Source organism: Paenibacillus sp. PsM32 (genome assembly GCF_030433815.1).
GTDB lineage: Bacteria > Bacillota > Bacilli > Paenibacillales > Paenibacillaceae > Saccharibacillus > Saccharibacillus kyungheensis.
Genome location: NZ_JARUWY010000002.1, coordinates 345,153 through 371,617 on the forward strand (window position 1 = coordinate 345,153; position 26,465 = coordinate 371,617).

Below are 26,465 nucleotides of genomic sequence, written 5' to 3' on the forward strand. Positions count from 1 at the left end.
TGTTATCTAGCTTTTATATTCTTCTACATACCAATCAATCATCTTACGTGCAATACTAACTCGCGGTGGAATATTAGGAAGTTCGTTCGCATGGAACCACTTCGCTTCGGCGATCTCTTCACCATCTACTTGAATCTCGCCGCTATCATATTCAGCGATAAAGCCGATCATGAGTGAATGTGGGAATGGCCACGGTTGACTATCATAATAGCGAATATTTTTGATTTTGATGCCGATCTCTTCCATTGTTTCTCGTTGTACACAGTCTTCTAGTGTCTCTCCAGGTTCTACAAAGCCTGCAATCAGACCGTACATGTTATTTGGAAAATGACCTGCACGAGCGAGCAAGATCTGATCGCCTTTTAAAATAATCGTAATCACAGCAGGTGATAGACGAGGATAATGGGACAATCCGCAATTTGGACAAACTTTGCTACGCTCATGATCTGCATGATTCAGCGCATTGCCACAGCGTCCGCAGAACTGGTTCGTTGCATCCCATGAGAGCATTTGCAGACCACGTCCGGCGACATGGAACAAATCTTCATCAATTCGGTCATACAGGGCAAAGAGAGGTAGAAAAACCATACCTTCCGGTACAGTACTTTCTTCTGCGACTTCAGCGGTATAACAGGAAGCCCCTTCGATCGAACCGAGATAGAGTGTGCGGCTAGATGTTAATTCATACTTGTCCAGACGATCTCCAACTGGAACAGCCAATAGGTCGCCTGTTTCATGAACAAGTAGTTGGTTCCCGCGAAAAATAAACCAGTACCCTATGGAGTTTTCCTGCTCTACAGGTCGAAGTGCAGGGCTATATCGTTTATAAATACTTTTAATTGTCGGTTGCATGGGCTCAGAACCTTTCATGTACGTACTTTTTACGTCATTTATGATATGCTGTACATCATTAGTTTACCCTAAGAACAGAAGGGATCAAACGTCAATATCCAAGTCTTTACATTATCTAGGAAAAGGGTGCTAGTTTGTGTGCAAGTTCAGATTAAATTAACTGGTAGCAAGTGTACAATAAGTTATTATCTAATAAGATGATTCCAACAGAATATACCCAACCCTTATACTGAGTCTTAGATAACAAAGTATTGCCTTGACCCTCTTCTCCTATTCCACCTGCGGATACAATATGTGTAGGGAAGTTCATGTTGTAACTTTGTATTATTGGTATACCTATTCTGTACTGATGGTTTCTTTGCTTATTTCAAAGAGTTCGATTTACATTACTCATATCTTTTTCAATTTTATATTTTTAACCATCGATGTCCTTCTGGAAATTGTCCTTTCAACCCCGATACTATCCATTCTTTTTCCGCTATTGTTAAATGTGGAAGCATCATCTGCCAATCTAGATCATCCTTTTCACGAATGACAGAACTGCCTCCTTTATATAGAAGCTGAATCTCAGGTCGAAGATAGCGAATATGATATGTAGTCGTTAGAAAAATGTCATTAGCTTTTCGACGAATCGCCGGATGTCTGCGATATACCCAATCTTCATCCACTTGATCTACAAGCATTAACTGAAATGCCCATGCAGAATGCTCATCTTTTTTCACCCATATATCATTCACTTGCTCTAACTGTTCTCCTTGCCAAAGCTCTAATGTGCCTTTATATGCTTTGTACAATCTCCAATCTTTGCTCAAATATTGATATACTTTATACTGATCTTTGCGAAATACGATAATATCGATATCTTTATGTTCTCGGGTTTGCCTGCCTATATGTAGATCCAAAGCCCATCCCCCTGCAATCCCCCACATAATCGGTATATCTTGCAATAATAAGCTGACTTCTTCTACAGTAAGCGGTTGCCAGTTGTCGATATCCATAGTGATAACCTTTCTATACAATATTAAGAAAATGGTAATAGACACCCCGTATAATAGAGAGTATCCATTACCATTTTCCAAATCATTTTAGTATTAATATAATTGTTGTTTATAGCTACACTATTTTCATTACATTTTGTTTTGCCATTGAATCTGATTTTAATTGCCTCACACTGGCTACAGTGAGTGGCCATACTACTGCTAAAATAGAAATACAGCCACTAAAAATAAGCGTTTTTTCTATTCCAATAATAACAGAAACAGGACCTATTATAGCCATTCCTAGTGGTTTCAATGACATTGAACCTAATCGATTAATAGAATCTACGCGAGATAATAAATGATTAGGGACATATTTAGCTATTATTGAAGATTCAAGAGTGGTGAAGAACGAAATGGCTAATCCCGATACAAATTCAGACAAGACAAGAAGTTCAATAGGTGCAGGAACAGCTAGTAAAAACAAAGTGGGTCCTGAACCAAATAACATAAAGATATAACCAATAAATAATGGTTTTTTGGGTTTATAAAACATAGCTAAAAAACTACCTATAATCCCACCTATTCCAAGTGCAACAGTAATTAATGCCCAATCGGAGGCTCCATTGAGATGCGTTTTGGCTACAACAGGACCTAATACTTGTAAGCTAGACAACAAAAAGAATTGAAACAGACTGGCACTTAAAATAAGAACAAGTAGCCACTGTTTTTTTAAAACATAACCTAATCCTTCTCTCATCTCAGAAAAAATAGAGGGCTTTTGGGAATAATTAGGTTCTCCTAACGATCCACTCGTCGCAATCAATATTGCACTGATTAAAAATGTACAAGCATCTGCGATCAGTACCCAACCTGGACTTATTATAATTAGAACGATTCCTGCTAAAGCAGGCCCTGCAATTTCTGCTATATTACTAGCAATCGCAAATAAAGAAAACGATTCTTGCTTTTTACCTTCTGGTGCTATTTGAGCAAGTGCGCCTGTGGATGCAGGGTTAAAAAAACTACTAGTTGCCCCTCTACAGGCTGTTAATAATGCAATACTCCATACAGCCGCAGATTCAGAAATTAGTAAATATCCGATTAGACCTTGAATGATAAAACCTGCCATATTAGAAATAATCATTACTGTTCGTCTAGGAAAACGATCCCCTATTACTCCTCCTAGTAACATTAATACTAGACTAGGCAATGCTCTTGCAGCCAAAACAATCCCTAATGCAGAAACAGAGTTTGAAAATTCTAATACAGCAAATGCTAATGCAATTGGTGTCAACATATCCCCTAATGTTGATATACTACGTGCTAATAGTAAATGCCGCAGTGGACGCAAACGTAGTAATAATAAAGTGGATTGTATATTTAAAATACTCATACATTAACTTCAGCAAGATGAATAAAAGGTTTTAATATATCTAACGAAAGTTCTCTAGAATCCACACCAAGCATATCTTCAGTAAAAGACAATGTATGTGCTTCTAAATTTTCTATATCCGGAATAACTAGATTACTTCGCAAACCCATAAAGCGAATAATTGTAGTTGATAATTTAGGTAGAATAGGAGCACTTAATAAAGCAATACCTAATAACCATGTAGCTCTATCTTTATGCTCCAAGATCATCCAATTTTGAAGTTCTTGTGTGACTTTAGACAAATCAAATTGTGAAGCTTCTAACCAATAGAATTGTTTAGATAACGAATCTATTAAAGATTGTTTATCTTTTATACTGTAATGCTGATTTGAGATTTTTTGCATAGTTGGTATCAATATTGTTCGAGACCAGTTTCTATACATATTGATAATGTTGATCAGTTCCTCAAGCGAAATATCAGCATACCCTTGATCTAAAGGAGCTTGAGATAAGAAAAATCTTAATTCATCTGAAGTAATTCCAGTATTTTTTTCTTGTATTTCATCTAGCCAGATACCGTGACGCTTGCTAGTAGAACATTTTTGTCCTTCTAGAAATAACATTCCATTGACAATGGTCATATCAAATGGTTTTAAAAGTCCTTCTGTTCCTTCAGCAATTACATCAGGCGCAACTAAACCTGGTGTAGAATTATCACTCCCAAAAATACCAACAACAGTAACTTCACTTAATGGATGGAATGGATTCAATTTTTGACTATTTAATTTTTGATATACTTCTCCACAATATACACTGTATAAATAATATGGATTTGATAATACAAAACCATCAGGAAGTAATTCACTTCTTATTCCCCACGTTCCCGGGCCTGATAAACGTATACGTCCACCTTTTTCTAAATATTCTATCGGAGCTTTCATCCATACCTGTTTAACACCACGTTTTTGCAAGGATGATATCACTTCTGAAGAATTTTTTGGTTTGACAAACCAATTCTGATTATTTTTCCATTCTAATGTACTATTATCAAGTCGAGATGTAGGTTCAAGAAGTTCTTCTGGTTGAAAATGTGCTCCACAATATACGCAAGAACTTCCTTGACAAATATGATGGCAATAAGGACATTTTCCAGATATCCAAGCGCCAGTCATCGCTTGTCCTGATTGTTTTGAATAAGGAATACGTTCATCTTCTAAGTAAGCATTATTATTTTCTTTTAAATGTTTAAAAACATTCTCATGTAATTTTACATATTGTTTTTGATGTTCAGTTGATCTTGGATCTATCCAAACGTCAAATTCAATATCTAAACTTTTTAAATCTTCTTGAATCGCTTTATGGTAATAGTCACACGTTTCTGCTGGAGATTTACCTATTCGTTCCGCTTCAGCGATAATCCAATTTTCAAATGCATCACTTCCAGAGATAATACTGACAGAATATCCTCTAATTCGTAATGCACGTGCTAATACATCAGATCGAAGATATGTACCTGCCCCGTGTCCAATATGCATTCGTCCATTAGGAGTAGGTTGCATTGGAATAATAAGAACTTCTTTTTGCATACTTAGATCACTCCTTAATTTACAAATTTATATTTGTAAGACTTTCCTCTTTAGTTTCAATAACAAATATGTTTTCAACAGCAGCAATCGCTTTTTCAACAGAATTATTTTCATCTATACGAATATACAAAATACCACTCACTGCTGATGAATCTAATAATCCATCGACGGTATCACCTATACTAACTTTCATATCAGCTTCGATAAGACCAGCAAGATTTTCAAAATCTTTTGCGTTACTTATCGATGTAATATGGCCACGTTTTGTAGGTAGCAATAATTCTAAAATTTGATCATTGGTTTCTGATTCTATGTTTTTAGAATATGAATAAGGTTCTCCTAAAAATACTTTGATATGTGCGTCCCAAGTATGAAATCCTCTATAGATCTGAAGCATTCTACAGATACCCCCTCCTCCAGGACGACATGCAATTTCACCTGCTAGGAGACCTTTGTCTGTCAAAAAAACTTCGAAATGAGTTATTCCATGAACGATTTCCATTGCTTTTACTGCTTCTTCATGCATATTCAATACTTGTTCAGCTAATGGATCGGAATGATTTAAGGTAAATGAGCCATATACTCCACCAGAAGAATATTGAATAATAGGTTTTAAATATTGAGAAACTTGTACAAACTTAATATTCCCATTTTCTACATATCCATCACAATGTAGCTCTATTTTTACATTTTCGAAGCTCTCTACGATCACAGGAAACTCTTTTTCTGAGGTGGTTATTGGATGACTTAGACGCTCGAAAAAAAGATTTGCTTCTTCTGTATTTAATTCTTCTGGATTTTGAAATATTTTAGTTGCATCTGCACCTGCGCCAATAATGGGTTTAACAATAATAGGGTATCCTATTTGATTACCTGCTTGATATACTTCTTCAATGGAAGAAGCTAGATAAAAATTTGCAGTAGGAATATTTTGTTTTCTGAACTTTCTTTTCATAGTAAATTTATTAATACAATTCATGACTGTATGAAAAGAAGGACCTTCTAAGCCTAAATAATCACGTAAATAAGCTGCTGTTGGTGCAGCTCGTTCCGAAAGTGCAATCACTGCTTCATATGAATTGCAATCACACTGTTCTAATACTGATCGTGTAGAAGCACTAGGATCATTCAAATTATCTACTATAATAAGATGTGTACCAGTAGGATACATATCTATAAACCGTTTTTCTATTATAAATGTGACTTCTAAATCTGTACGTGCTATTAATTCTTCTGCATGTTTCTTATCTCCAGTATTAGTTACAAATATTTTTTTCATGGAAAATTGATCCTTTCTAATACATCTATATTATTTTGTATTACAGCCTCTGTTCTAAATTCATTCCATTGCTTGAATTCAGAATCAATGAATGGAGACGAAGTACTAGGTGAATAAATATATCCATAGACCGGTTCAAGATGTGCTCCTCTTTTAAGCTTGGCACGATATGTTCCCATACCATAATCGATGTACTTGAAATTACGATCTATAGCAAACTCGATCAAAGCGTAATACCCTAAGTTGAAATATTCAAATGATTGGCCAACAATATCAAAATCAAAGCCAACAGTTCTGGCGTAAATCGTATCTTCCCACAAAAAAAGTAGTAAACATCCTGCTACAACATCTTTCAAATTAAGCGTCAAAATATGGCTATATTCACCTGCAGTATCTATAAACACTTCTAACTCTTTAATTTGATTTTCAAGAGAGGTTTGATAACCATATTTGTGTTCATGATTTATAAATAATTGAGCAAATGTTTCTAATGAGTCTTCTAATTTAGCTAACCGAATATCATACCCTTTTGATAAAAAAACTCCTCGCTCTTTACGCGCTTTTGTTCTTTCCTTACTTTTGAGACTTAACAAATAATCTTCAAATGTAGACCATTCAATAGTAATCACAGCATTTGCTCCAGTAATAAAAAAGTCTTCAGGATTTGATACTATTTGCTTTAATTGATTACAACCTTCTTTATTTATATATAATGCTGAAAGAGATGCGGCTCCATATGATGCCATACGATTTTGTACACAAGTAATCATTTGTTGCAAAATTAACGTTTGCTCTTGTGTACTAAGATGCTCGCTTAATAGAAATTCACAAGCGTAAGCAGATCGTGATCCTATAATCAATGTAGGAGACCAATCTTTTTCTATAAAATTTCCTTTTGTAGGTTCTAGAAAACGTTTAAAGGGTTCATAATATCCTCTTACACTAGGCTTCCCCCAATAAAATGGTAATACGCCTAGTAACTTATTCTGATTATTACGTACAACTATATAAGCAGTATCTTTACCACGCATACGTTCAATAGCAGTTAACCACGGTTTGCTCACATAAAAAGATCTTTTTTTAGTCAATGCTATAAATTCTTCATCATCAATTTCATTTAATGAAGATACCTGTTCAAAATAATAGTGACTTTGAACTTTTTCATCTATAAAAGAATATGAAAAATTCATTATTATTCCACCTTTTGCAATAAAGAGGATAATCTTTGAATTCGATCACCTTCCCATTTTATTTCGTTTCCTCGATCTACTAAGATTGGATGCATTCCTGACTGTTTTGCACCTTCAAGTTCGTTATCGTGTCCATCACCTATATAGACACACTGTTCACATGTCAATCCAAGACGGGTAGCCGCATACTGAAATATTTTTGGGTCTGGTTTCATTATGCCTACTTCAGCTGATAATATTAAATCGGAGATATAGGAACTTATCATAGAAGTTGATATCATTTCTTTAACATCACTACTACAATTAGAGATTAGTGCTAATTTATACCCTTTTCTTTTTAATTCTTTTAGTACTTCTACTGCATCAGAATCAGGTGTGAAAAAAGCAGATCCATGATTTTTTTTTCTAATATTCATCGCATTTTGGATCGTTTCTTCTGACCAATCTGCATTTATTTCATGTCGTAACCACTGAAAATAGGTTAATAAATCTTCTGTTTCTCTTTTGATTCTTGTTCTACTCCATACGCCTTTAAATGCAGCAGGTTTAACACCAAGTGCAAGCGTTGTTTCTTGAAAAGTATGACTTTTCAATTCATCAGAAAAAGGAATCAATGTATTCCATAGATCAAAAACTACAGCTGAAATTTTATTCATGTTGAGATACCTCCGAATTTGAAGAATGAGGCCATTTTTTAATTTGTGGATTTTCGAAGTCGGAATTGTTAATTACAATATTAGATACTATATTAGGTTGGAATTTATTAATATAACGACGCTGAGCTGGTAAATATTTTGTATGATATTTTTCTAATACTTCTACCCCTTGTACTGGAACGTCTCTAATTTCCGCTCTTTGAATAACAACTTCTTCTTCGATATCCAAAAAAATATAAAAATCGATATAGGGACGTACTTCTTCTCGATAAAGAAATACACCTTCAATTAAAACGATTGTATCCTTTGTAATATTATAGTTTTTCGTAATAGACATGCTGTCTGTTAGCAAATCTAAATGCGGAAGTGTCACTTCAAGTTGAGTTGAACTTTTTATAGGCTCTAAAAGGTTATTACGTATCGCTTCAAAATTTATACTTAGTTCATAATACTGATCTGGTTCAGATAATGAGTCATTGTATCTTTTAGATTTTGGATAATGAAAATCATCGACATGCACAAGCTGTACTTCTACGTTCTTTTGTATAAATAATTTTTTTAATTCTTCAGCCATTTTACTTTTTCCGGATGTATCAATCCCAGTTAATCCTACAATTAAAGGTGTTTCAGCATTTTTGTTTTTTATAATTTCGTTACAAATATTATAAATTAAGTATTCACGTGTATTAGTCATTGGTATACTCTACTTTATTTTCATTAGATTTTTTTAGAGATTGTTCTAAACGCTTTGCCAGCATTTCATATAAATTACTTGCATAAGCAGCATTATCTTTTTGATTCATTGGAGTCGGTTCGATTCTCATCACTGATAAATTTTCAAATCTTTTACCCTGAATAACAGCTGCTCCGTCATAGTCGGTCACTAGTCTCTCTTGAGATTGATTGGCACGTATCAATTGATCTGCCATATAAATATCAGGTGCATTCCCAAAATAACCTAAAGCTTGAATAATAAGACCTGCTTGTTCCAACATCGTAGATGCTTCTTGTAGTTCATTCACTCTTACCAAAGAAGCATTTTCTATTTTACGATCATACAGTTTGCAGTATGTTTCTTTAGAAATATGTCTTAATCCTGAATCTCGAAAGATAATACCTGTTTGGGGGCAAGTATCTGTGATTTCATTAAAAATTCGTTCTCGACCTATAATTTGATGTTCAAGCGCTTGTTTTTTATTATCATACATCAATGGAGTTAATCCTCTTTGGAGAACAATGATTTCAGGCGACTGAAATGTTGTATGTTGTACCTCTAACTCTTTAATCATAGGTATCAAGACTTGTAGAACAGACATAGCACTATGAGAACTACCGGCTATAACAACAGAAGGCTGTTTCATCGACAACAATTTTGTTTCCATTACTTTTCGGTATTGCTTACTAATAACGGATTGAGACAAGACCGTTTTTTGATGCCAAGATTTCAACTGTGTATGCAATCTTTCTATTCTACCCGTAGCTATCAAAGCATGATTAGTATAGATTATTTTTCCGTCATCACTATGCATCTTAATTAGATCACTATTAGGAGAAAGTACAATTTTTTGAATACAGGTATTCATATGAATCGCTTGTTGATCCAATGTATTACATAGCGTTTTGCCTACTTCGTGTAAAGCTGTAGCAAGATCTTCTGCTTGTACTGGATTATTGCAATTGGAGATGCTACAGACCTCAGTATTCGATTTTAAGGATGAAAATGGACCCTTATAACTCAAATGTTTAAGCATGCTTTTTCCAGAAGAAGATGTTGTAATCATATAATCCTGAAATGCCCCTGGTCCCAAAATATTACGCTTTTCTAATATAGTAATTTTATATTTAAGTAGTTCAGGAGCAGATGCTAAAAAAGTAGTTGTACGATAGCCACCACCAATAATAGCTAAATCCCAAATATCTGATTTTTCCACTGACTGTTGATGAGATCGAGAACAATTCATTTTTGCAGATTGTGTCATACTGTTACCGCTTCTCGAATAAGTAATTCAAACTGATTACAAATTAACTCAGCTTCTTCTAGAGTTAAGATAAGTGGTGGACGAATTTTTAATACATTACCGTACCCATATCTAGATGTACGCAAAATCAAACCAAATTCCATTGCTTTTTCAGCTAACCAGTTTGTTAATGTAGTATCTGGCTTACCATCTATATCATTGATTTCAATACCGATCATCAATCCTAGTCCACGTACGTCTCCTATTAATGGATATTTCTTTTTCATTTCTTCTAAACGAAACAAAATATAATCTCCAGTTGATCGAACATTAGCTAAAAATGCAGGTTGCGAGACAATATCTAATGTAGCAATTGCAGCAGATGCAGCAAGAATGTTGGATCCATAAGTGAATGAATGTTCATTAGTTGATAACCCACTAAGCTCATCGCTAGCGAGAATTCCAGCAACTTGTGCACCAGATCCACCTAATCCTTTGGCTACAGTTAATGCATCTGGTTCTACATCGAAATATTCGGCTGCAAACATATAACCCGTACGCCCTATGCCTGTTTGAATTTCATCAAAAATAAGTTTGATATCATGCTTATTACAAAATTCACGTAACTTTTGAAAATATCCATCTGGTGGAATAATATTACCTCCATTGCCAGAAATAGGTTCAACGATAATAGCGGCTACATTTCCACTACTGGCGAATTCAAGAAAGTCGTCTAAACGCTGGACACACATGTAATTACAAGATGGAAACTTTTGACCATAAAAACATCTATAGCAATAAGGATCAGGCACTTGAAGACTCCCAGCCATTGGAAGTGCAGCATTGGCTTTTCGAAAAGCATTACCTGATAAGCTAGCTGTAAACATGGTTTGTCCTAAATGACTTCGAAACAATGAAATAACATCTCGACGACCTGTAGCTCTTTGTGCCATTTTAATAGCACCTTCATTAGCTACTGAACCACCAGAAACTTTTAAATGAGCTTTAGTTAATCCATTAGGTGCAAGTTCAACTAATTTTTTAGCAAGTTTGTTTATTGGTTCACTTTGAAAAGAAGAAGTAATATGAATCATTTCATCTGCTTGTTCTTTCATAGCTCGAATCACTTCAGGGTGACTATACCCCAAACTTAAATTGAAAGTAGCAGAAGCACAATCTATGTATTTTTGCCCATCAGAGTCATACAAATATATTCCTTCACCTTTAACCATTTTAATATCTGTTACAGGATAATATACTGCACTAGCATCTGTATTTCCGTCTGAGATAATCGTATTTTTACCCATTTTTTCACCTCTAGTTGTTTTATAAACTGTTAATGTTTTTTCTGATTTTCGTTTTGTATACTTAATTATGATTTGTTCATAAATAAGAATAGACATACATTACCACCCCAAAATTTGTATGTCAAAATATTTTTTTACATAAATTTTACTTAAAGTTTACACAGAGTTTACAATTATATATAAATATTTATCTATTATTTAAAAAATAGTGCTTAAATTTGTTGTTTGAAGAATTTTTTTAATTAATTGTAAAATATCTCATTTTTTTATTTTTTTTATGTAATAAATTAATAATTTATTTTTAAAATTGTTATCTCACAACAAAAATCCCCTTTATATTCAAAGGGGATACTTTTAAGTATTTGTTTTACTATCCGTACGTATTATTCTGCTACTGTAATTAACACTTTACCGCGAACTGTTCCTACTTCTGCGCGGTGATGCAGTTCGGGGAGGTCTTTGAGTTTTACTTTTTCAGCAATCACAGGTTTGAGCACACCTTCATCGGCAAGTGCAGCAATCTGAGCCAATTGTGTTCCACTTTGCTGTACGCTCATATTGACTACATTGACTTTGAGCTCTTTAGCGACGGCTTCATCTGCCGGGCTGGTGATCGAGACGAATATTCCACCTTCACGTAGTAAATGAAGCCAGTTGCTTACTTCATTTGTGCCTTCTGGCGATAGATTGAAAATAAGATCTAACTTGTCTTCAATACGATCTTCGACCATTTCTTGATTGTAGTCGATAAGCTCATCTATGCCGATTTCTTTGAGCATTGGGAAACTGGCTTCGGATGCAGTACCGATCACATAGGCACCTTTCCATTTAGCTAATTGAACCGCTAATGTACCTACTCCGCCTGCGGCTCCTGCAATTAACACACGTTGTCCACTTTCCAAATGACCATGATCGAATAGCGCTTGCCATGCGGTTAAGGCACCAACTGGAAGAGCAGCTACTTCTGGAAGTTTGATCTTTTTCGGTGCTGTCGCTACATATTCCGCTTTGGTCGCGACATATTCGGCAGCGGCTCCATTAGACAGAATATTCAACAATGCAAAAACAGGTTCGCCTACTTTTACATTTTTCACGTTTTTGCCTATTTCCGTAATCGTACCGGATACTTCTACATTCGGAATATAAGGTAATTTATGAGGGAACGTTTCTTGCACCACTCCCATACGAATCAAGTGATCTAACGGGTTAAAGGCTGTTGCCGAGACTTTGATTAATACTTCATCTGCTTCGATCTTCGGCATTAATACGTTCTCATAGTGCATTTTTTCACTATTACCATAAGCATGAACTCTTATCGCGTGCATCATTTCTGGAGCTGGCATCTTGAACACCTCTTTGGTTTTTTGAGTAGCACATTCCAATAAATAAGCGCTTACAAATATTTGCTCATTAGATTTATTTTACGCTTAACTTGAATGTAATACAATGAACAATAAGATAGACCACTACAGAATAGCCTTTTATCGTATAATATAGACACTTGTTAGAGCATAATGTATGGCTATTATCTTATATCGAGGTCTAATCCATCAGATCGTTTCATATACAGTTTCTCATATTGTGCCACTCTACTTTTTTTAAAAAGTTGGATAGCAATCATTCAACATACAGGAGGCGATTCGATGGAACCTATAAATTACATACAAGACTTGATCTATCGGATGAGTATCAAAACCGACGAACAAGGTCAAGCCGTAAGAAGTTCAGGCGATAGTGTAGGCTGGAAAGCTCGCAAAGAAGCCAAGCAATTGAAAGAAGAGTATTGGATAGATATCGTAGACAAGGTATGGACACAGACTACTGATGTGAATGATCGCGAACATCTCTTTTTTATATGGAGTTATCTTGCATGTCATACTCAAGGTACACGAGCTGTAGACAAAATGTTATTGTATTTCCGCGCTGCTCCTCCTCGTGAACAAATGGTTCTTTTGTATACTTTTACCTATGTGCCCTTTATTCCAGATGCTACACCTTTCTTATCTTTGTCTTATGCCAAAAAATCTTCAGTACGTCATCATGCTATCGAAATCTTAGGTCGTTGTGATCGTGAAGTTGTAGGTGAACGCCTGATTGAACTATTATCGATATCCAAAAACTATCTTGATTTATTTCATATCCTTTTGGCTATTCAGAAGGTCAACCTATATATAGCTGCTCCTTACCTGGTTCCTCATTTGCGTTCCAACAAAGTGGATATTCGTGCGTTATGTATTGATATGTTATCTACATTCGATGGCAATCATTATCTATCTATTTTTGAACATCATTTAGCCAAAGATTTATCGTCTTCTGTCAAATGGAATGCGATGAAAGCTATTGCCGAGCATGGTACTCCTTCGCAAGTCAAGCTAGTGCTCAAACGAGTTAAATCTATCGTTTCTAGACCTCGTGCAGGTCGACAACATCTTATCAGCGAGTTGATGTATGGCATATCGTTTCTCCATCGTGTAGCGAGTGACGATCCTGCTGTTGTGAAATGGTTACAAGAGGTGCGAACCACTAAGTATGATAATCTATTTGAACATGAGCAAAAGTTGCTCAGCGAATTATTGGCTGAATAATATACTAACCACTTATTGATATCCTTTTCTCAAGAAATTATGACTTTTGTACATATCTCTTGAGAAAAGGACGTTTTTTTATATAGCCGCTTCTCCAATCATTTGCCACTCGATTTGTTTCATTTCATAGAAATAGCCCTGTTTCTCCATAAGTTCTGAATACGAACCGATCTCTACCATTTTGCCTTGATCCATCACTATAATCTGATCCATCTTTTCCAATCCAGTCAGGCGATGCCCTATCAGCAGAAGAGTATCTTCAGCCGCTCTCGCCAAAAGTTGTTGTAAAACACGTTGTTCAGTTACATAATCTAACGATGATGTGGGTTCATCGAGAAGCCATAATCGTCCTTTGCGCAACAATGCACGTGCTAGCGCCAGTCGTTGCTTTTCGCCGTCTGAAAGATTTTCTCCTTTTTCATAGATCATATCGGTTAACAGAAGATGAGGAAGTTGCATCTGATGCAGTACCTGTATTAATTGTTCGTCTGAGTATTGTTCGTCGCTTAATAACAGATTGTCACGAACAGTCCCTCTAAAAAAGTGCCCTTGCTGTAATACCACATTCGTGTTCTGCCAGATACTTTGTTCATCCAGTTCTTGTACAGATATATCATTTAGTCGTATAGTTCCTGCTGTAGGTGTACGAAGCTTGAGTAACAGATCGATTATCGTGGACTTACCTGACCCACTTGCTCCTACAATTGCTGTTTTGGAACCTGCACCAAGATGTAATGACAATTCTTGTAACGCCGGTCTCCATTCATCTTCATATTGAAAAGTCACCTGATCTATATCAATCGAAATAGCTTGATCGTTAAATAATTTTTTTGAGGATGATGCAGGTTGTATAGCTGTATGCCCTACTGTTTCATTTAGTCGTGTAGCTGCATGTTCACTATCTTGCTTGTACGCGGGCAAAGTAGCCATCGCTGCCACTTCTTCAAAAACAGTCATCGAAGCCATGATCAGCATAGCTAAAAATACACCTTGAAGCGTACCCTCTATAATCAACCATGCTCCCAACGCCAGCACACTCCATGAAATAAAAAAGGAGACAAAGGTATGCATAGATTGTCCACGTAGTAGATTGTCGGCGGCTTGTTGTTGTTCTTTGGTTAAAATTGTAGCCGCTTGTTCCAGTTGCTTCTCTCGTTCTGCCAATTGTCCGTAAATTTTCAAATCTCGAAAACCGTATAGTACCTCAGTTACTTCTGTAGAAAGCAATGCTCGGTGCTCGCGAACACGTCCATTGATTTTGCGCTGTCCGATCAGCACGATACACGGCACCACCAGTGCTGTTAATAACATCCCAACGACTAATATACAAGCAATCCAGATTGAAAAAGCAGAAGTAAATAACATAGTCGCCAAAAAAACCGTCATAGCAATAATAGGCGGATAAGCTACACGTAAAAAGTAATGTTGTAGGCTTTCTACATCACCTACGATGCGTGCCAACAGATCACCACTGCGTCGTTTGTTCAATATACCGGGTGTAATCGGAATAAGCTTGGCGAAGAATGTGACCCTTAATCGGCTTAACATTGAAAATGTTGCCCGGTGTGAATATAGACGTTCACCATACCGACTTGCTGCTCGAAGCAGGCCTAATAGCTTGACCATAGAAGTAAGAATAATCAATGTATATAGTGGTGGCGCAAATACAGTCTGTGAGATCATATATCCACTTGCTGAGAATAGAGCTACTCCTGCGATGCCAGCAATAAATCCTCCCACTATCGAAAAGATGATATCTTTGCGTTCTTGGAGCATCGCTTTAGACATTATAGCGAGGTCATTCATACTACCACTCCTTTTTGTTGCACATTCACCATATCTGCATATGGAGATAGACGAGATAGTAGTTCATGATGACGACCTGAATCAACTACCATCCCATTGTCCATATACAGGATCTGATCGGCATCTTGAATCGTGTATAATCGGTGCGCTACTGTAATCATCGTTGCTGTTTGCGATAATGTAGCAATAGAGCGTTGCAAGATTTGCTCGGTGTGCAGATCCAATCCGACCGTAGGCTCATCGAACAAAATAATATCCGGTCGCTTGAGAAAAGCACGTGCCAGAGCAAGTCGTTGTTTTTCCCCACCTGAAAGTCCTCTACCGCCTTCTCCAATTACCGTATCTAAGCCCTGATGAAGTTGAGCGATTAGCGGGGTAAGTCCAGCTTCTGCGGCAGCTTGTTCGATCTGCTTACGTGTCACTTTTCTCCCTGCCCCTATAGAAATATTTTCAGCAAATGTCCCTGCAAATATATAAGGATGCTGTGTAATATAGCTAATATGTTGGAACCATGCAGACTCATTAGATGGCGATAATATATTTCCGTTGATCACCACCGAACCTGTGGTAGGCTTGAGCAAGCCAGCAATTAGATGAAGTAATGTCGTTTTTCCAGATCCACTTTTGCCCACGATAGCAATATGTTCTCCTGCTGTAATCTTAATTCGCCCTGTCGCCAGTTCAAAAGAATCAGGCGCATATTGAAAACCTACCTGCTCTAACTCGATCAATAACGGTGTAGCATCTGTTGCTGTAATTGATCGATTACTCGCTTCTGTTATTGGTTTGTTGATAGTGCTTGATGATTCTTCTGTTGTGTGGTCTGTTGAGTCTGATATACGGGATTCCGCTAGCAACTGCTCTACTTTGCGAACAGCTCCCATACTTGTGCGACCACTATGAAAAGCAGTTCCTGTATTTTTTAATAAACTATAAAATTCAGGGATCAACAACAAAATGAGAAACGCACTATGGAAAGTCATCGATTTGAAAACAAGCAATTGAATAGCGAGTTCTAAAGCAACAATACCAATACTTAGCATTACGATAGATTCCAGCATAAATGTATTCGTAAAGGCAATTTTCAAAATACTCATTGTTGCATCACGATACCCTAGACTACTACGTTCAATCTGTTGTTGCTGATGATGCGCACGTCCGAATATTTTTAACGACACTAGCCCTTGAAGAGAATCTAGAAATGTACCGGAAAATGCAGCTAGCTGTTCATACTTTTCTTCTGACTTATGCTTTGTTTTTAACCCTACCAAAACCATAAATAAAGGAATAAATGGAGCAGTACAGATCATAATTAAGCCTGTATTTACATGAAGCGAAAATGTAAATACCACAATTAAAATCGGAATAATAGCCGCTTCTATCATTCGAGGCATATATTGGCTAAAATAACTGTCTGCTTCATCTACCGCATCGAGAGCTACACTGACTTTTCCACCGGTCTGTCCGACTAACATGCCCGGCATAGACGTGCGAGTTAAGCGTTGTATAACAGCCGCTCGCATATTCGTTTTGGCATGAGCAGCCATATGTAGCCCTACTTTTCCATTGCTATAAAACAATAATGTCCGTAATGCCATCACAGCTAGCAATAATCCTAGTAATACTGTGACCGATGAGAAAGATGCTTTTTCAACAAAGATCCGTTGCACGACTTCAGCTAATAATACCGCTTGAGTAATTATCGTAATGCCTAAGATCAATGAAATGATCATCAGTAGAACTCTATTTTTTCGCTGTAAAGACATTTGTTCACTGATAAGACTGGATGTTCTGCTCATAGCACTGTCCTCCTTTATCAATCAAGGCATAGTCGGAACATCCTGCTATGCCACTATAAGTTGCAATATGCTTTATTTTTTCCCTTTTACATAATCTGCATCAAACAAAAACAACTTGAATACTAGAATGAGCGAAGGAATTAACAGACAGAGTCCGCCTATAAATACAACCACTAATGCAAAGCCCATCGCTGGTGAAGTTCCGCTGCTCTGGATAGTGATATAAGGATCGAGAATATACGGATATTGCCCGATACCATAAGCAAAAAAAGCACAGAAAAACTGTAGCATAATACAACTAAATGCTAATCCATAGCGACGTCCGTTATATAACAGCCACATAGCGATCATAAAGAAAGCTATCGAAAGAGCAAGCAACCACCATAGATCCATCATATTTTGAAAATGTCTTGCATTGTGCTGACCTAGATAAATAAAAGCGGTTAATGCCATCACAATAGTAGGTGTACTCCAAAATAAAGCATACCCTCGCATCAACTTTAAAGCAGATTCATCTTCTGCACGTGAAGCATAAAAAGTTAGAAAGGAGCCACTAATAAACAAAACAGATACAATTGCCAGCCCGACAATGCTCCACGACAATGGATTGGTGAACAATTCCCAATAATCCAGAGACACAATATCTCCTTGCTTGAGAATAAATCCTCCCTCAGCCAGCGTCAGGGCTACAGATAACGAAGCTGGAATCAGCAATCCTGTTGCTCCATACAAAAATAGAAATACAATATTATTTTTGGAACCATAATTTTCAAAAGCATAAAATGAGCCCCTGATTGCAAGCAGAATAATAGCAATACTTCCGGGAACCAGTAAAGCAGATCCATAATAATACGCAGTATCCGGGAAAAATCCGACAATCCCGATATAGAAAAAGACAAAAAACACATTGGTGATCTCCCAGACCGGTGACAAATATCGTGAGATCAGTCGATTAATTAGATGATCTTGCTTCGTTAAGCGTGCATAGAAAGCAAAAAATCCTGCGCCAAAATCGATTGAAGCCACTATTAGATAGCCATATAAAAATAGCCAGAGTACCGAGATACCAATCAATTCATAACTGATCATGAGTGCCCACCTTTCTCAGCCCTATTTTCAGGATTGTCTTTGAGCCACTTCTCAATCTCTACTTCAGCAGGATTGTTATTGAATAGTCGTCGTAATACCAGAACACATATTGTGCCAAGTACAATATAAAGAAGTAAGAAAACAAAGAACAAAATGCGGACACTTGGCGAAGATGTTGCCGCTTCTTCTACACGCATATACCCTCGAATAATCCACGGCTGTCTTCCTAGTTCTGCATAGAACCAACCCATTTCAACAGCTAAAAAGGCAAGCGGCGCAGATAGTGCCACCATACGAAGCATCCATTTATTAAGGTTAAGCTCCTTGCGCTTCTTCAAGAACAGCAATAGAAAATATAGACTGGAGACAGCAAGCAATGTAAATCCAATTCCCGCCATCGCATCAAATAAATAATGGACAAGTAGTGGTGGACGTTCATCCAAAGGGAATTCATTCAGTCCTGTAACCTCTGCATTAAAGTCACCGAATGCTAGAAAACTAAGTACTTTCGGCAAGTGAAGTGCGCCTATTACTTCATGCTCTGCATTCAACCATCCCAATAGAATCAAGTCTGCTCCACGTTCAGTTTCAAAATGCCATTCTGCCGCAGCAAGTTTCTCCGGTTGATGTTCTGCCAGAAATTTAGCCGACACGTCGCCAGCTAATGTATTGAATAGACTGAATAACAACACCACTGCCATCATCAGATTTAAGCCTTTTTTGTGATACGCAGATACACCTTTTCTCAACATAGCAAAAGCAGCAATTCCGGCTAATAATGCCGCACCTGTGAGATAAGCTGAACTCAGTACATGGAATACTTTAGAAAATGTCGCTGTATTGAGCATCGCTTGTACAGGATTTACAGCTACAAATTGCCCTGCCTCCATCAGAAATCCTCCCGGTGTATTCATAAATCCATTGACTGTTGTAATAAATACAGCCGACATTCCAGCTCCAGCCACAATCGGAATCGTTAATAACCAGTGCAGATACGGATTTTTGAATCGATCCCATGTATACAAATAAATTCCTAAAAAGATCGCTTCAAAAAAGAACGCAAATACCTCCATAAATAAAGGCAATGCAATCACATTTCCAGCTAATTTCATAAAATTAGGCCACACAAGAGCCAGTTGTAGAGAGATTGCTGTACCTGTTACTACACCGACTGCAACAGAAATCACAAATCCTCTTGACCATCTTTTTGCCATAAGTATGTAGTGATGATCTTTTTTGCGAATACCGATCAACTCCGCTATAGCGATCATTAATGGAATGCCGACACCCAACGTTGCAAAAATAACGTGAAATCCAAGTGTCAGTCCTGTCACAAGCCTGCTCCATAACACCGTATCGATCTCCATCTTTATCGTTGTCCCCTTTCATCTTGCAGAATAGATCAAGTTACTATATCCATAGATATTTAAAATTTATTGTATTCTAATTTTGACCCAATACAATCGCAGTCACATTTTTGTCCTCAATCGTTCCAAGAAGAATCATATCTTTCTGACAAGTTGGTGAAAAATAAGAAAAAGACTCGAACGGGCTATTGCGTTATTTTCTATATCCCCGTATAAATACCGATCAGTTCAGCCTCAAATAAGAACATTTAGATAGTAAAACAACAAAAAAAGCCGCTATAATAGCGACTTTGTCTGTAGATAGAGTATATTTAAAAAGCTTAGTGTACTGATCTTTTGATCAAAAAAGGATGGACTACTTATAGGTAGCTCATCCTTTTTGTGTATCATTTTATTCTATGATCATAGTTATTGAGTGTTATTCTTTACCTTTTTTGATCGCTTTAATATCATATTTCCCGTTTGTAGAGTTAATGATATAGTCAGGTTTGGGTTGACCTGCTTTTTGGCGGTGCCCTTGAATATGAGCATCACTTTTCTCCCAGTTCTTCCATGCTTCTTCAGACTCCCAGCGGAATAAAAGCACAACTTCTTCTTCCCCTTTACGAGTCTGCTTAACCAAAATCGTCAAATCAACAAAACCAGGCTGTTCTTCCAAAATACCAGGTTGGTTAAAACGCTCTACCACTTGATTGGCGTTACCTTCTGTTACTGTGATACTACGCATAATAGCAAACATAGCCAAGCCTCCTTCAAAATCTGTATCTTACACTATTATAAATGATAATCATTATCATTGTCAAAACAACTATAGCCACACCGATTATATTCATAATCTGTTCTCTATAAGACAGACAAAACTGCGCACAAAATGACCGGATGTAGCGATTGCTTTCCTTTATAATAAACAGCAAGGAGTGAACAATAACAATGAACTGGATAACCTCTTTACAAACAGCTATTCATTATATGGAAGAACATTTGTTAGAACCCATAACAATCGAACAAATTGCTGCTCAAGCGCATCTGTCTCCTTTTTATTTTCAACGTAACTTTTCGTTGTTAACGGATACCACCGTGGCAGAATATTTGAGACGTAGACGATTAACATTGGCTGCACATGAACTTCTACATAGTGAGCACAAAATTATTGAGCTTGCGCATAAATATGGATACGATACACCGGAATCTTTTTCCAAAGCTTTCCGCAGGCAACATGGGATTGCACCTAGTGAAGCACGCAAACACAGTGGTTCACTCAAGTCTTACAATCGCTTAACGATTCAAGTCAATATCAAAGGAGCGGAACCGATGAATTATAAAATAGTCGAACATCCTGCATTTTCATTAGTCGGTATCAAGCAAACATTCTCTTATGAAAATGGTGAAAATCTACGCGACGTCCCTAAAATGTGGGACAAAGCGTATCATGAAGGTGTAGAAGATCGTTTATTTGAATTGAACAATGGTGCTCTAAAAGGATTACTAGGAGTCTGTGTAGATCAGACTGAACTGCAATCTAATCAAATGGAGTATTGGATTGCTACAGCTTACGATGGGGAGATTCCTGAAGGATTATCAAGCTTACACATTCCTGCTTCCAAGTGGAGTGTATTTGAAGTAGAAGGCCCGATGCCAGCTAGTATGCAAAAAGTCTGGAAACAGATCATCTCCGAATGGTTTCCTTCTAATGCTTATGAACATGCGTATCTGCCTGAACTAGAAGTATACGGCGGCCCTAACGTGGCTCCGCAAATCTGGATTCCGATCATTTCTTAATTGCAATCTGTTACTTGTATTGTGTTAGCTGACTTGTAGTATGCTGGCATGCTAGATCAAAAAAAGCTGGAACTCGTGTGTACACTAACGAGTTCCAGCTTTTTGAGTATTTCATATCATCGTTATCGTTTGTTTAGAACATTGATGTAATCGCACCTGTTTTTTTATCTACATAATACCATCCATAAGTAGCGGTATGACCTTCGCCTGTCGCTGCATCATCGACTACATTTTCATAGACATGGACAACATACATATTGTCTTCTTCATGATCTACATCTGCCACCAGATAAGAAGAACCATTCAACTTATATTTGTCTTTCACCAATTGAATCGCTTGGGCTTCGTTTATTCCAGATGTATTGGTAGTAGTAGATGTACTGGATGATGAAGATGGTGTAGCCGGTACGGTAGGCGCACTTGGAGTTGGTATCGTTGGAGCTGGTGTATTTGCCGAATTAGAAGAGGACGATGAACCTGCACTATTCGTCTGATTACTTCCAATATACAAATTATTGTTCGACAAACGAATATCTTTGCTCATAGCTGTACTCATCGTTCTAGCTGGTACATACGTTGTTCCTTTATAAATAATGACATTAGCGTCTGATTTTTTGACTTGATCGATATATAGACCTACATTTTTAAAAGCTACCTGAATACTGGTCGTATTTGCTGCCATTGCTACACCTGTTCCTGTTAACAATGACCCGATCGCTATCCCTAATACCAATCCTTTTACTTTGTCTTTCATCGTTATTTCCTCCTTATTCGATATATTAATATTCACTGGCGTACAATATTTCCCCTGTACGAGATAGATCATATCCGCCGATTGCTTGTAGTTCACGTTTAAATTCATCGGATGACAGTATTCTTCTTAATGTAGCTATCCATTCTGCATTTTCAGTTTTATTGAGTATTACCAGATCATAACGCTCAACTGTTAATGGAATAAACTCTACGCCTACTAAAGCAGCAGCTTTCTCGCTTCCAACCCCTACATCAGCTTGACCACTAGCTACTTTGCCAGCGACTGCTATATGAGAAGATTCTTCCTGTGCATACCCTTGTAACTGTGATGTACGAATATCGTTCAATCGTAATTGCTCATCCAGTAATACACGCGCTCCTGCTCCGCGTTCCCGATTTACAATCGTCAGTCCAGATTGAGCTAAGTCTTGCCATGAACGAATCCCTTTTGGATTGCCTTTAGCTACATATAATCCTGCTCTTCTCGATGCTAGATTAATCACTGTACAAGGATGAGAGACTAGAATTTTACGAATATACGGCAAATTATAATCGCCTGTCTCTCCATCAAATAAATGAGTGCTAACAATATCGGAATTGCCCATATACATAGATACCAGACTATCCATACTTCCTGCAAAAGAACGAAGAGGACGATAGCGACTATCTTCTTTTTCCATATAACGTGCCAGAATATCCAGACTGGTATCCTGCCCGGTAATCACAATCGTTCTTCCACTGGTTGGTGGGGTGACAGGTTCCTGTGTTATAGGATTCATCGTTCCTGTATTCCGCAAAATCTCTTCTGGACGGGCATAAGCTGCATGTACAAATTCAGGTGTAACTGTTGCTTCCGCATCAGATGTATGATCTTCATAATCCATATGTGGAATATTACCGACTCCCGGTTGAAGTGGAGAAACGTCTGTTGTATCAGACGATGAAGAAGTCTGCAACATGCTATCTAGTGGGGTAGCTGTCATATTAAGCTGTCCCGCATTTTCTCGATTTTCACGAATCATGCCGTTTTTGGCTTTTTGTTTGTAAGCTTCTAGATCATAATGATCGACTCGCATTTGTTTACCGACACGATAGGCAGGCAGATCGCCTTTTTTGATCAAATCATAAACCGTTAATTTGGAGACTTTTAGTAATTTGGCGATTTCTTCAGTTGTGTATGACACCTGCTCATTCATAGGTGGTTCCTCCCTAACAATATACGTTTATCTTAACGTGGATCAGAAGTGTTTTCAATTTAATCTATAAGTGAATCGCTTATGAATCATTATATTTAATTATAACTAGATATAATTAGAATGATTTAGTATGATCTAATATATAATAATGAGTGTAATACATAGTTGTATTATAACTTTAAGGAGGAATATTTGTTGAAATCTCTAGTTTCTTTACGTTCACTTCGTTCTGCTTCACTTACATCTCGTCTAAGTATGACTGCTATGCTTGTATGTGTACTCTTGATGCTCAGTGCTTGCTCATCCACCACAACGACATCCAGTACAGATAACTCTACTACTCCTACAACAACTTCCACAGAAAATAGTGCTACAGCTACTCAAGATGCACCTGTGCAATTAACGATTTCAGCGGCGGCAAGCTTAACAGATAGTCTGCAAGAAATCCAAACGTTATATCAGCAACAACATCCTAATGTGAGTCTTACTTTTAATTTTGCCGCTTCAGGTACATTACAGAAACAAATTGAGCAAGGTGCTCCCGCAGATCTTTTCTTTTCAGCAGGTAGCAAACAAATGGATGCTTTACTAAGTGCTAAGCTGATTGATACAGCTCACGAAAAAGATCTATTAGCTAATCAGCTTGTACTTGTAGTACCCAAAGATAGCTCTTTCTCTTTAACTTCACCAAAAGACCTCACCAATGAAAACATCAAAAAAATAGCTGTCGGTACACCTGAATCTGTTCCGGCAGGTATGTATGCGAAGCAGACTTTAGAATCTGCAAATCTTTGGGATTCATTGCAATCCAAACTTGTGCTTACCAAAGATGTGAAACAAGTTCTTTCTTATGTAGAAACAGGGAATGCTGAAGCAGGATTTGTATACAAAACAGATGCGATGGATTCAGATGGCGTAAAAGTTGCTTTTACCACAAAAGCAGATAGTCATGATCCGATTCTATATCCTGCTGGAATCGTCTCTGCAACTACTCATCCTCAAGAAGCGGCTGACTTTTACGATTATTTGCAGACAGATGAAGCGCAAGCCGTTTTTGTCAAACATGGATTTGTGAAGGCTTCTTCAGGCTCATGAGTTCTTTTGTCTGGTCATGGGATATAATCGGTTCGCCGATCCTGCTTTCTTTACAAATTGCTAGTATCGCCGGAACACTTGCTTTTTTACTGAGTATTGGGATTGCAATGGCAATGAATCGTTACTCTTTTCCCGGCAAATCTATAGTAGAGACTGTATTTATGTTACCGCTCGTCTTGCCTCCTTCTGTTGTCGGTCTACTATTATTAACGATATTAGGTAGACGCAGTTGGATTGGACAATTAGCAGAATGGCTTACACATCAACCGATTGTATTTAGTGTAACAGGAGCGATTATTGCTGCTACTGTAGTTTCATTTCCACTCGCTTATCAGACACTCAAAACGGGATTCGCTCTGGTCGATAAAGATGTGCTGGAATCCGCCCGCTCTCAAGGGGCTACCGAATTGCAATTACTCTGGCATATGATTTTGCCACTGGCATGGCGCTCTCTGGTTACAGGATTTGTGCTGGCTTTTGCCAGAGCGCTCGGAGAATTTGGAGCTACTCTTATGGTTGCTGGTAATATTCCCGGTAAAACGCAGACCCTCCCTACAGCGATTTACTTTGCTGTCGATGCTAACAATATGCCACTGGCATGGAGCTTAACGATCATTACGATTCTAATTTCATTTATTCTATTATTATTAACTGGACGCATTCGTGGTTCTACCTGACCGGTGACTACGAATGCTTTTTTATTTTGTAAAACTTAGATAGCTTTATCTAGTATATTCCTTATATAATTATACGTAGACTGACCAAAATAATAGGCATTGGTTACATGTACAAGATCAACTTCATGATCTTATCGGCATAGCCATCGATAATGTCTATCGATCATCTTTTTATTAAATACAGAAAAAAGAGGTACAGCTATGCTCAAACTTCAGCAGTTATCAGATATATTGGAATTGCAGGCTCTTTGTGAAAAAGAAGATTCTATTATGCTCAAATTAAACTGGGATATGCTTAAAAATCGCGCTCCCGGAAGTGTAGAAGACTTTTTCCATTATGAAGGTAAATTATTGATTGGCTTTCTAGGCATTTATCGTATGGGACAAAATATTGAAGTATGTGGAATGACTCATCCTCTTTATCGTAGACGGGGTGTATTTACAAAATTGTGGGAACACGCGGTGAGTCGCGGACAATTGGTAGACGCCAAGCAAGTACTTCTCAATGTGCCTCGTGATTCGGTCTCCGGTCAAGCATGGGTGCATACCAGACCTGTCGTTCTACACAGTATTGAGTACACGCTCAAACTGGATAACGAACACAATCATCTTATTGTAGATGAACCGGAAACAGCGGTATTGCGTCCCTTTAACGATAGCGATATTCCTTTGTGGTTACGATTGGATGCAGATGCTTTTGCTATTAGTGAAGCTTCTACACTAGCGACACTCGCCAATCCCAATCGTTCCAAAACGCGTAAATTGATCGTTATTGAGCATGCAGGAATAGCGGTTGGGAAAATAGAAGTGGATTATGAAGGAGAACATAGTTGGATCTACGGATTTGTGATCGATCCAGCGCTACGTGGACATGGGATCGGGCGAAGTGCATTACGTCAGGTCGCTCTTACTGAAAGTCAAGCAGGTCATAGTGTGTGGCTTAATGTAGTGTCTGATAATGATCGTGCACTTTATCTGTATGAATCATGCGGGTTCCAACATCAAGATATTCAAGATTATTATCTATACTCTCCACCGATGCCTGAAATTTAAACCTAATAGCAAACACAGAAAAAGCGTTTATACCAAGCACGGAGGTCCGGTCCATGCCTGGATAAACGCTTTTTCTTAGAGGTTCA

At 37.5% G+C, this 26,465-nt stretch carries 23 protein-coding genes; 5 read left to right on the forward strand and 18 right to left on the reverse strand.

Translation table 11 applies throughout. The features are described 5' to 3' along the window. Positions 1 to 6: 6 nt before the first annotated feature. The 11 genes from nudC to QCD85_RS07425 form a co-directional block, all read right to left on the reverse strand. The gene (gene nudC, locus QCD85_RS07375; protein WP_301262149.1) at positions 7 to 852 is read right to left on the reverse strand and encodes an NAD(+) diphosphatase; all 846 of its coding nucleotides are present in this window, start codon (positions 850 to 852) and stop codon (positions 7 to 9) included. 407 nt (positions 853 to 1,259) lie between these two features. Beyond that, positions 1,260 to 1,850: a nucleotidyltransferase domain-containing protein gene (locus QCD85_RS07380; protein ID WP_367317628.1), complete on the reverse strand. Its 591-nt coding sequence runs from the start codon at positions 1,848 to 1,850 to the stop codon at positions 1,260 to 1,262. Between the two features lie 115 nt (positions 1,851 to 1,965). Then, the gene (locus tag QCD85_RS07385) at positions 1,966 to 3,225 is read right to left on the reverse strand and encodes an MFS transporter (RefSeq protein WP_301262150.1); all 1,260 of its coding nucleotides are present in this window, start codon (positions 3,223 to 3,225) and stop codon (positions 1,966 to 1,968) included. Continuing rightward, positions 3,222 to 4,790 (reverse strand): class I tRNA ligase family protein, encoded by a 1,569-nt coding sequence (locus QCD85_RS07390; protein WP_301262151.1) that lies wholly within the window; start codon positions 4,788 to 4,790, stop codon positions 3,222 to 3,224. The genes QCD85_RS07385 and QCD85_RS07390 overlap by 4 nt, the downstream gene beginning before the upstream one ends. Before the next feature lie 19 nt (positions 4,791 to 4,809). Continuing rightward, on the reverse strand, positions 4,810 to 6,069 hold the full coding sequence (locus tag QCD85_RS07395; RefSeq protein WP_301262152.1) for an ATP-grasp domain-containing protein: 1,260 nt from the start codon (positions 6,067 to 6,069) through the stop codon (positions 4,810 to 4,812). Continuing rightward, positions 6,066 to 7,259 carry a GNAT family N-acetyltransferase gene (locus QCD85_RS07400; RefSeq protein WP_301262153.1) on the reverse strand — a complete coding sequence of 398 codons (1,194 nt, stop codon included), beginning with the start codon at positions 7,257 to 7,259 and terminating at the stop codon, positions 6,066 to 6,068. Before QCD85_RS07400 ends, QCD85_RS07395 begins: the two co-directional genes overlap by 4 nt. A gap of 2 nt (positions 7,260 to 7,261) precedes the next feature. Continuing rightward, the gene (locus QCD85_RS07405; RefSeq protein WP_301262154.1) at positions 7,262 to 7,915 is read right to left on the reverse strand and encodes an HAD family hydrolase; all 654 of its coding nucleotides are present in this window, start codon (positions 7,913 to 7,915) and stop codon (positions 7,262 to 7,264) included. After that, on the reverse strand, positions 7,908 to 8,609 hold the full coding sequence (locus tag QCD85_RS07410; RefSeq protein WP_301262155.1) for a hypothetical protein: 702 nt from the start codon (positions 8,607 to 8,609) through the stop codon (positions 7,908 to 7,910). Before QCD85_RS07410 ends, QCD85_RS07405 begins: the two co-directional genes overlap by 8 nt. Beyond that, positions 8,602 to 9,894, reverse strand: coding sequence for a hypothetical protein (locus tag QCD85_RS07415; protein ID WP_301262156.1), 1,293 nt, complete (start codon positions 9,892 to 9,894; stop codon positions 8,602 to 8,604). Before QCD85_RS07415 ends, QCD85_RS07410 begins: the two co-directional genes overlap by 8 nt. After that, positions 9,891 to 11,180 carry an aspartate aminotransferase family protein gene (locus QCD85_RS07420; protein ID WP_301262226.1) on the reverse strand — a complete coding sequence of 430 codons (1,290 nt, stop codon included), beginning with the start codon at positions 11,178 to 11,180 and terminating at the stop codon, positions 9,891 to 9,893. The genes QCD85_RS07415 and QCD85_RS07420 overlap by 4 nt, the downstream gene beginning before the upstream one ends. A 383-nt stretch (positions 11,181 to 11,563) precedes the next feature. Beyond that, positions 11,564 to 12,523, reverse strand: coding sequence for an NADP-dependent oxidoreductase (locus tag QCD85_RS07425; RefSeq protein ID WP_301262157.1), 960 nt, complete (start codon positions 12,521 to 12,523; stop codon positions 11,564 to 11,566). Positions 12,524 to 12,823: 300 nt separating this feature from the next. Here QCD85_RS07425 and QCD85_RS07430 point away from each other — a divergent pair, with 300 nt between their 5' ends. Beyond that, a complete protein-coding gene (locus QCD85_RS07430) occupies positions 12,824 to 13,765 on the forward strand; it encodes a HEAT repeat domain-containing protein (protein WP_301262158.1) in 942 nt (313 codons plus the stop codon). 78 nt (positions 13,766 to 13,843) lie between these two features. On the opposite strand, the gene cydC is transcribed toward QCD85_RS07430, so the two are convergent. The 5 genes from cydC to QCD85_RS07455 form a co-directional block, all read right to left on the reverse strand. Next, on the reverse strand, positions 13,844 to 15,571 hold the full coding sequence (gene cydC, locus QCD85_RS07435; RefSeq protein ID WP_301262159.1) for a thiol reductant ABC exporter subunit CydC: 1,728 nt from the start codon (positions 15,569 to 15,571) through the stop codon (positions 13,844 to 13,846). Then, the gene (cydD, locus tag QCD85_RS07440; RefSeq protein WP_301262160.1) at positions 15,568 to 17,370 is read right to left on the reverse strand and encodes a thiol reductant ABC exporter subunit CydD; all 1,803 of its coding nucleotides are present in this window, start codon (positions 17,368 to 17,370) and stop codon (positions 15,568 to 15,570) included. The genes cydC and cydD overlap by 4 nt, the downstream gene beginning before the upstream one ends. 72 nt (positions 17,371 to 17,442) lie before the next feature. After that, positions 17,443 to 18,459 (reverse strand): cytochrome d ubiquinol oxidase subunit II, encoded by a 1,017-nt coding sequence (locus QCD85_RS07445; protein ID WP_301262161.1) that lies wholly within the window; start codon positions 18,457 to 18,459, stop codon positions 17,443 to 17,445. Then, positions 18,456 to 19,826, reverse strand: coding sequence for a cytochrome ubiquinol oxidase subunit I (locus QCD85_RS07450; protein WP_301262162.1), 1,371 nt, complete (start codon positions 19,824 to 19,826; stop codon positions 18,456 to 18,458). Before QCD85_RS07450 ends, QCD85_RS07445 begins: the two co-directional genes overlap by 4 nt. Before the next feature lie 418 nt (positions 19,827 to 20,244). Next, positions 20,245 to 20,565 (reverse strand): antibiotic biosynthesis monooxygenase family protein, encoded by a 321-nt coding sequence (locus QCD85_RS07455; protein ID WP_273612788.1) that lies wholly within the window; start codon positions 20,563 to 20,565, stop codon positions 20,245 to 20,247. Between the two features lie 191 nt (positions 20,566 to 20,756). Here QCD85_RS07455 and QCD85_RS07460 point away from each other — a divergent pair, with 191 nt between their 5' ends. Next, on the forward strand, positions 20,757 to 21,605 hold the full coding sequence (locus tag QCD85_RS07460; protein ID WP_301262163.1) for an AraC family transcriptional regulator: 849 nt from the start codon (positions 20,757 to 20,759) through the stop codon (positions 21,603 to 21,605). 133 nt (positions 21,606 to 21,738) lie between these two features. Here the strand turns inward: QCD85_RS07460 and QCD85_RS07465 are convergent, their stop codons facing one another. Continuing rightward, on the reverse strand, positions 21,739 to 22,359 hold the full coding sequence (locus QCD85_RS07465; protein WP_301262164.1) for a hypothetical protein: 621 nt from the start codon (positions 22,357 to 22,359) through the stop codon (positions 21,739 to 21,741). Between the two features lie 25 nt (positions 22,360 to 22,384). Further along, positions 22,385 to 23,554 (reverse strand): helix-turn-helix transcriptional regulator, encoded by a 1,170-nt coding sequence (locus QCD85_RS07470; protein ID WP_301262165.1) that lies wholly within the window; start codon positions 23,552 to 23,554, stop codon positions 22,385 to 22,387. Positions 23,555 to 23,839: 285 nt separating this feature from the next. Here QCD85_RS07470 and modA point away from each other — a divergent pair, with 285 nt between their 5' ends. From modA to QCD85_RS07485, 3 genes are all read left to right on the forward strand, one after another. Continuing rightward, positions 23,840 to 24,649 (forward strand): molybdate ABC transporter substrate-binding protein, encoded by an 810-nt coding sequence (gene modA / locus QCD85_RS07475; protein ID WP_441005610.1) that lies wholly within the window; start codon positions 23,840 to 23,842, stop codon positions 24,647 to 24,649. Continuing rightward, a complete protein-coding gene (gene modB / locus QCD85_RS07480; RefSeq protein ID WP_301262167.1) occupies positions 24,646 to 25,326 on the forward strand; it encodes a molybdate ABC transporter permease subunit in 681 nt (226 codons plus the stop codon). Before modA ends, modB begins: the two co-directional genes overlap by 4 nt. A gap of 201 nt (positions 25,327 to 25,527) precedes the next feature. Next, positions 25,528 to 26,379: a GNAT family N-acetyltransferase gene (locus QCD85_RS07485; protein WP_301262168.1), complete on the forward strand. Its 852-nt coding sequence runs from the start codon at positions 25,528 to 25,530 to the stop codon at positions 26,377 to 26,379. Positions 26,380 to 26,465: the final 86 nt, after the last annotated feature.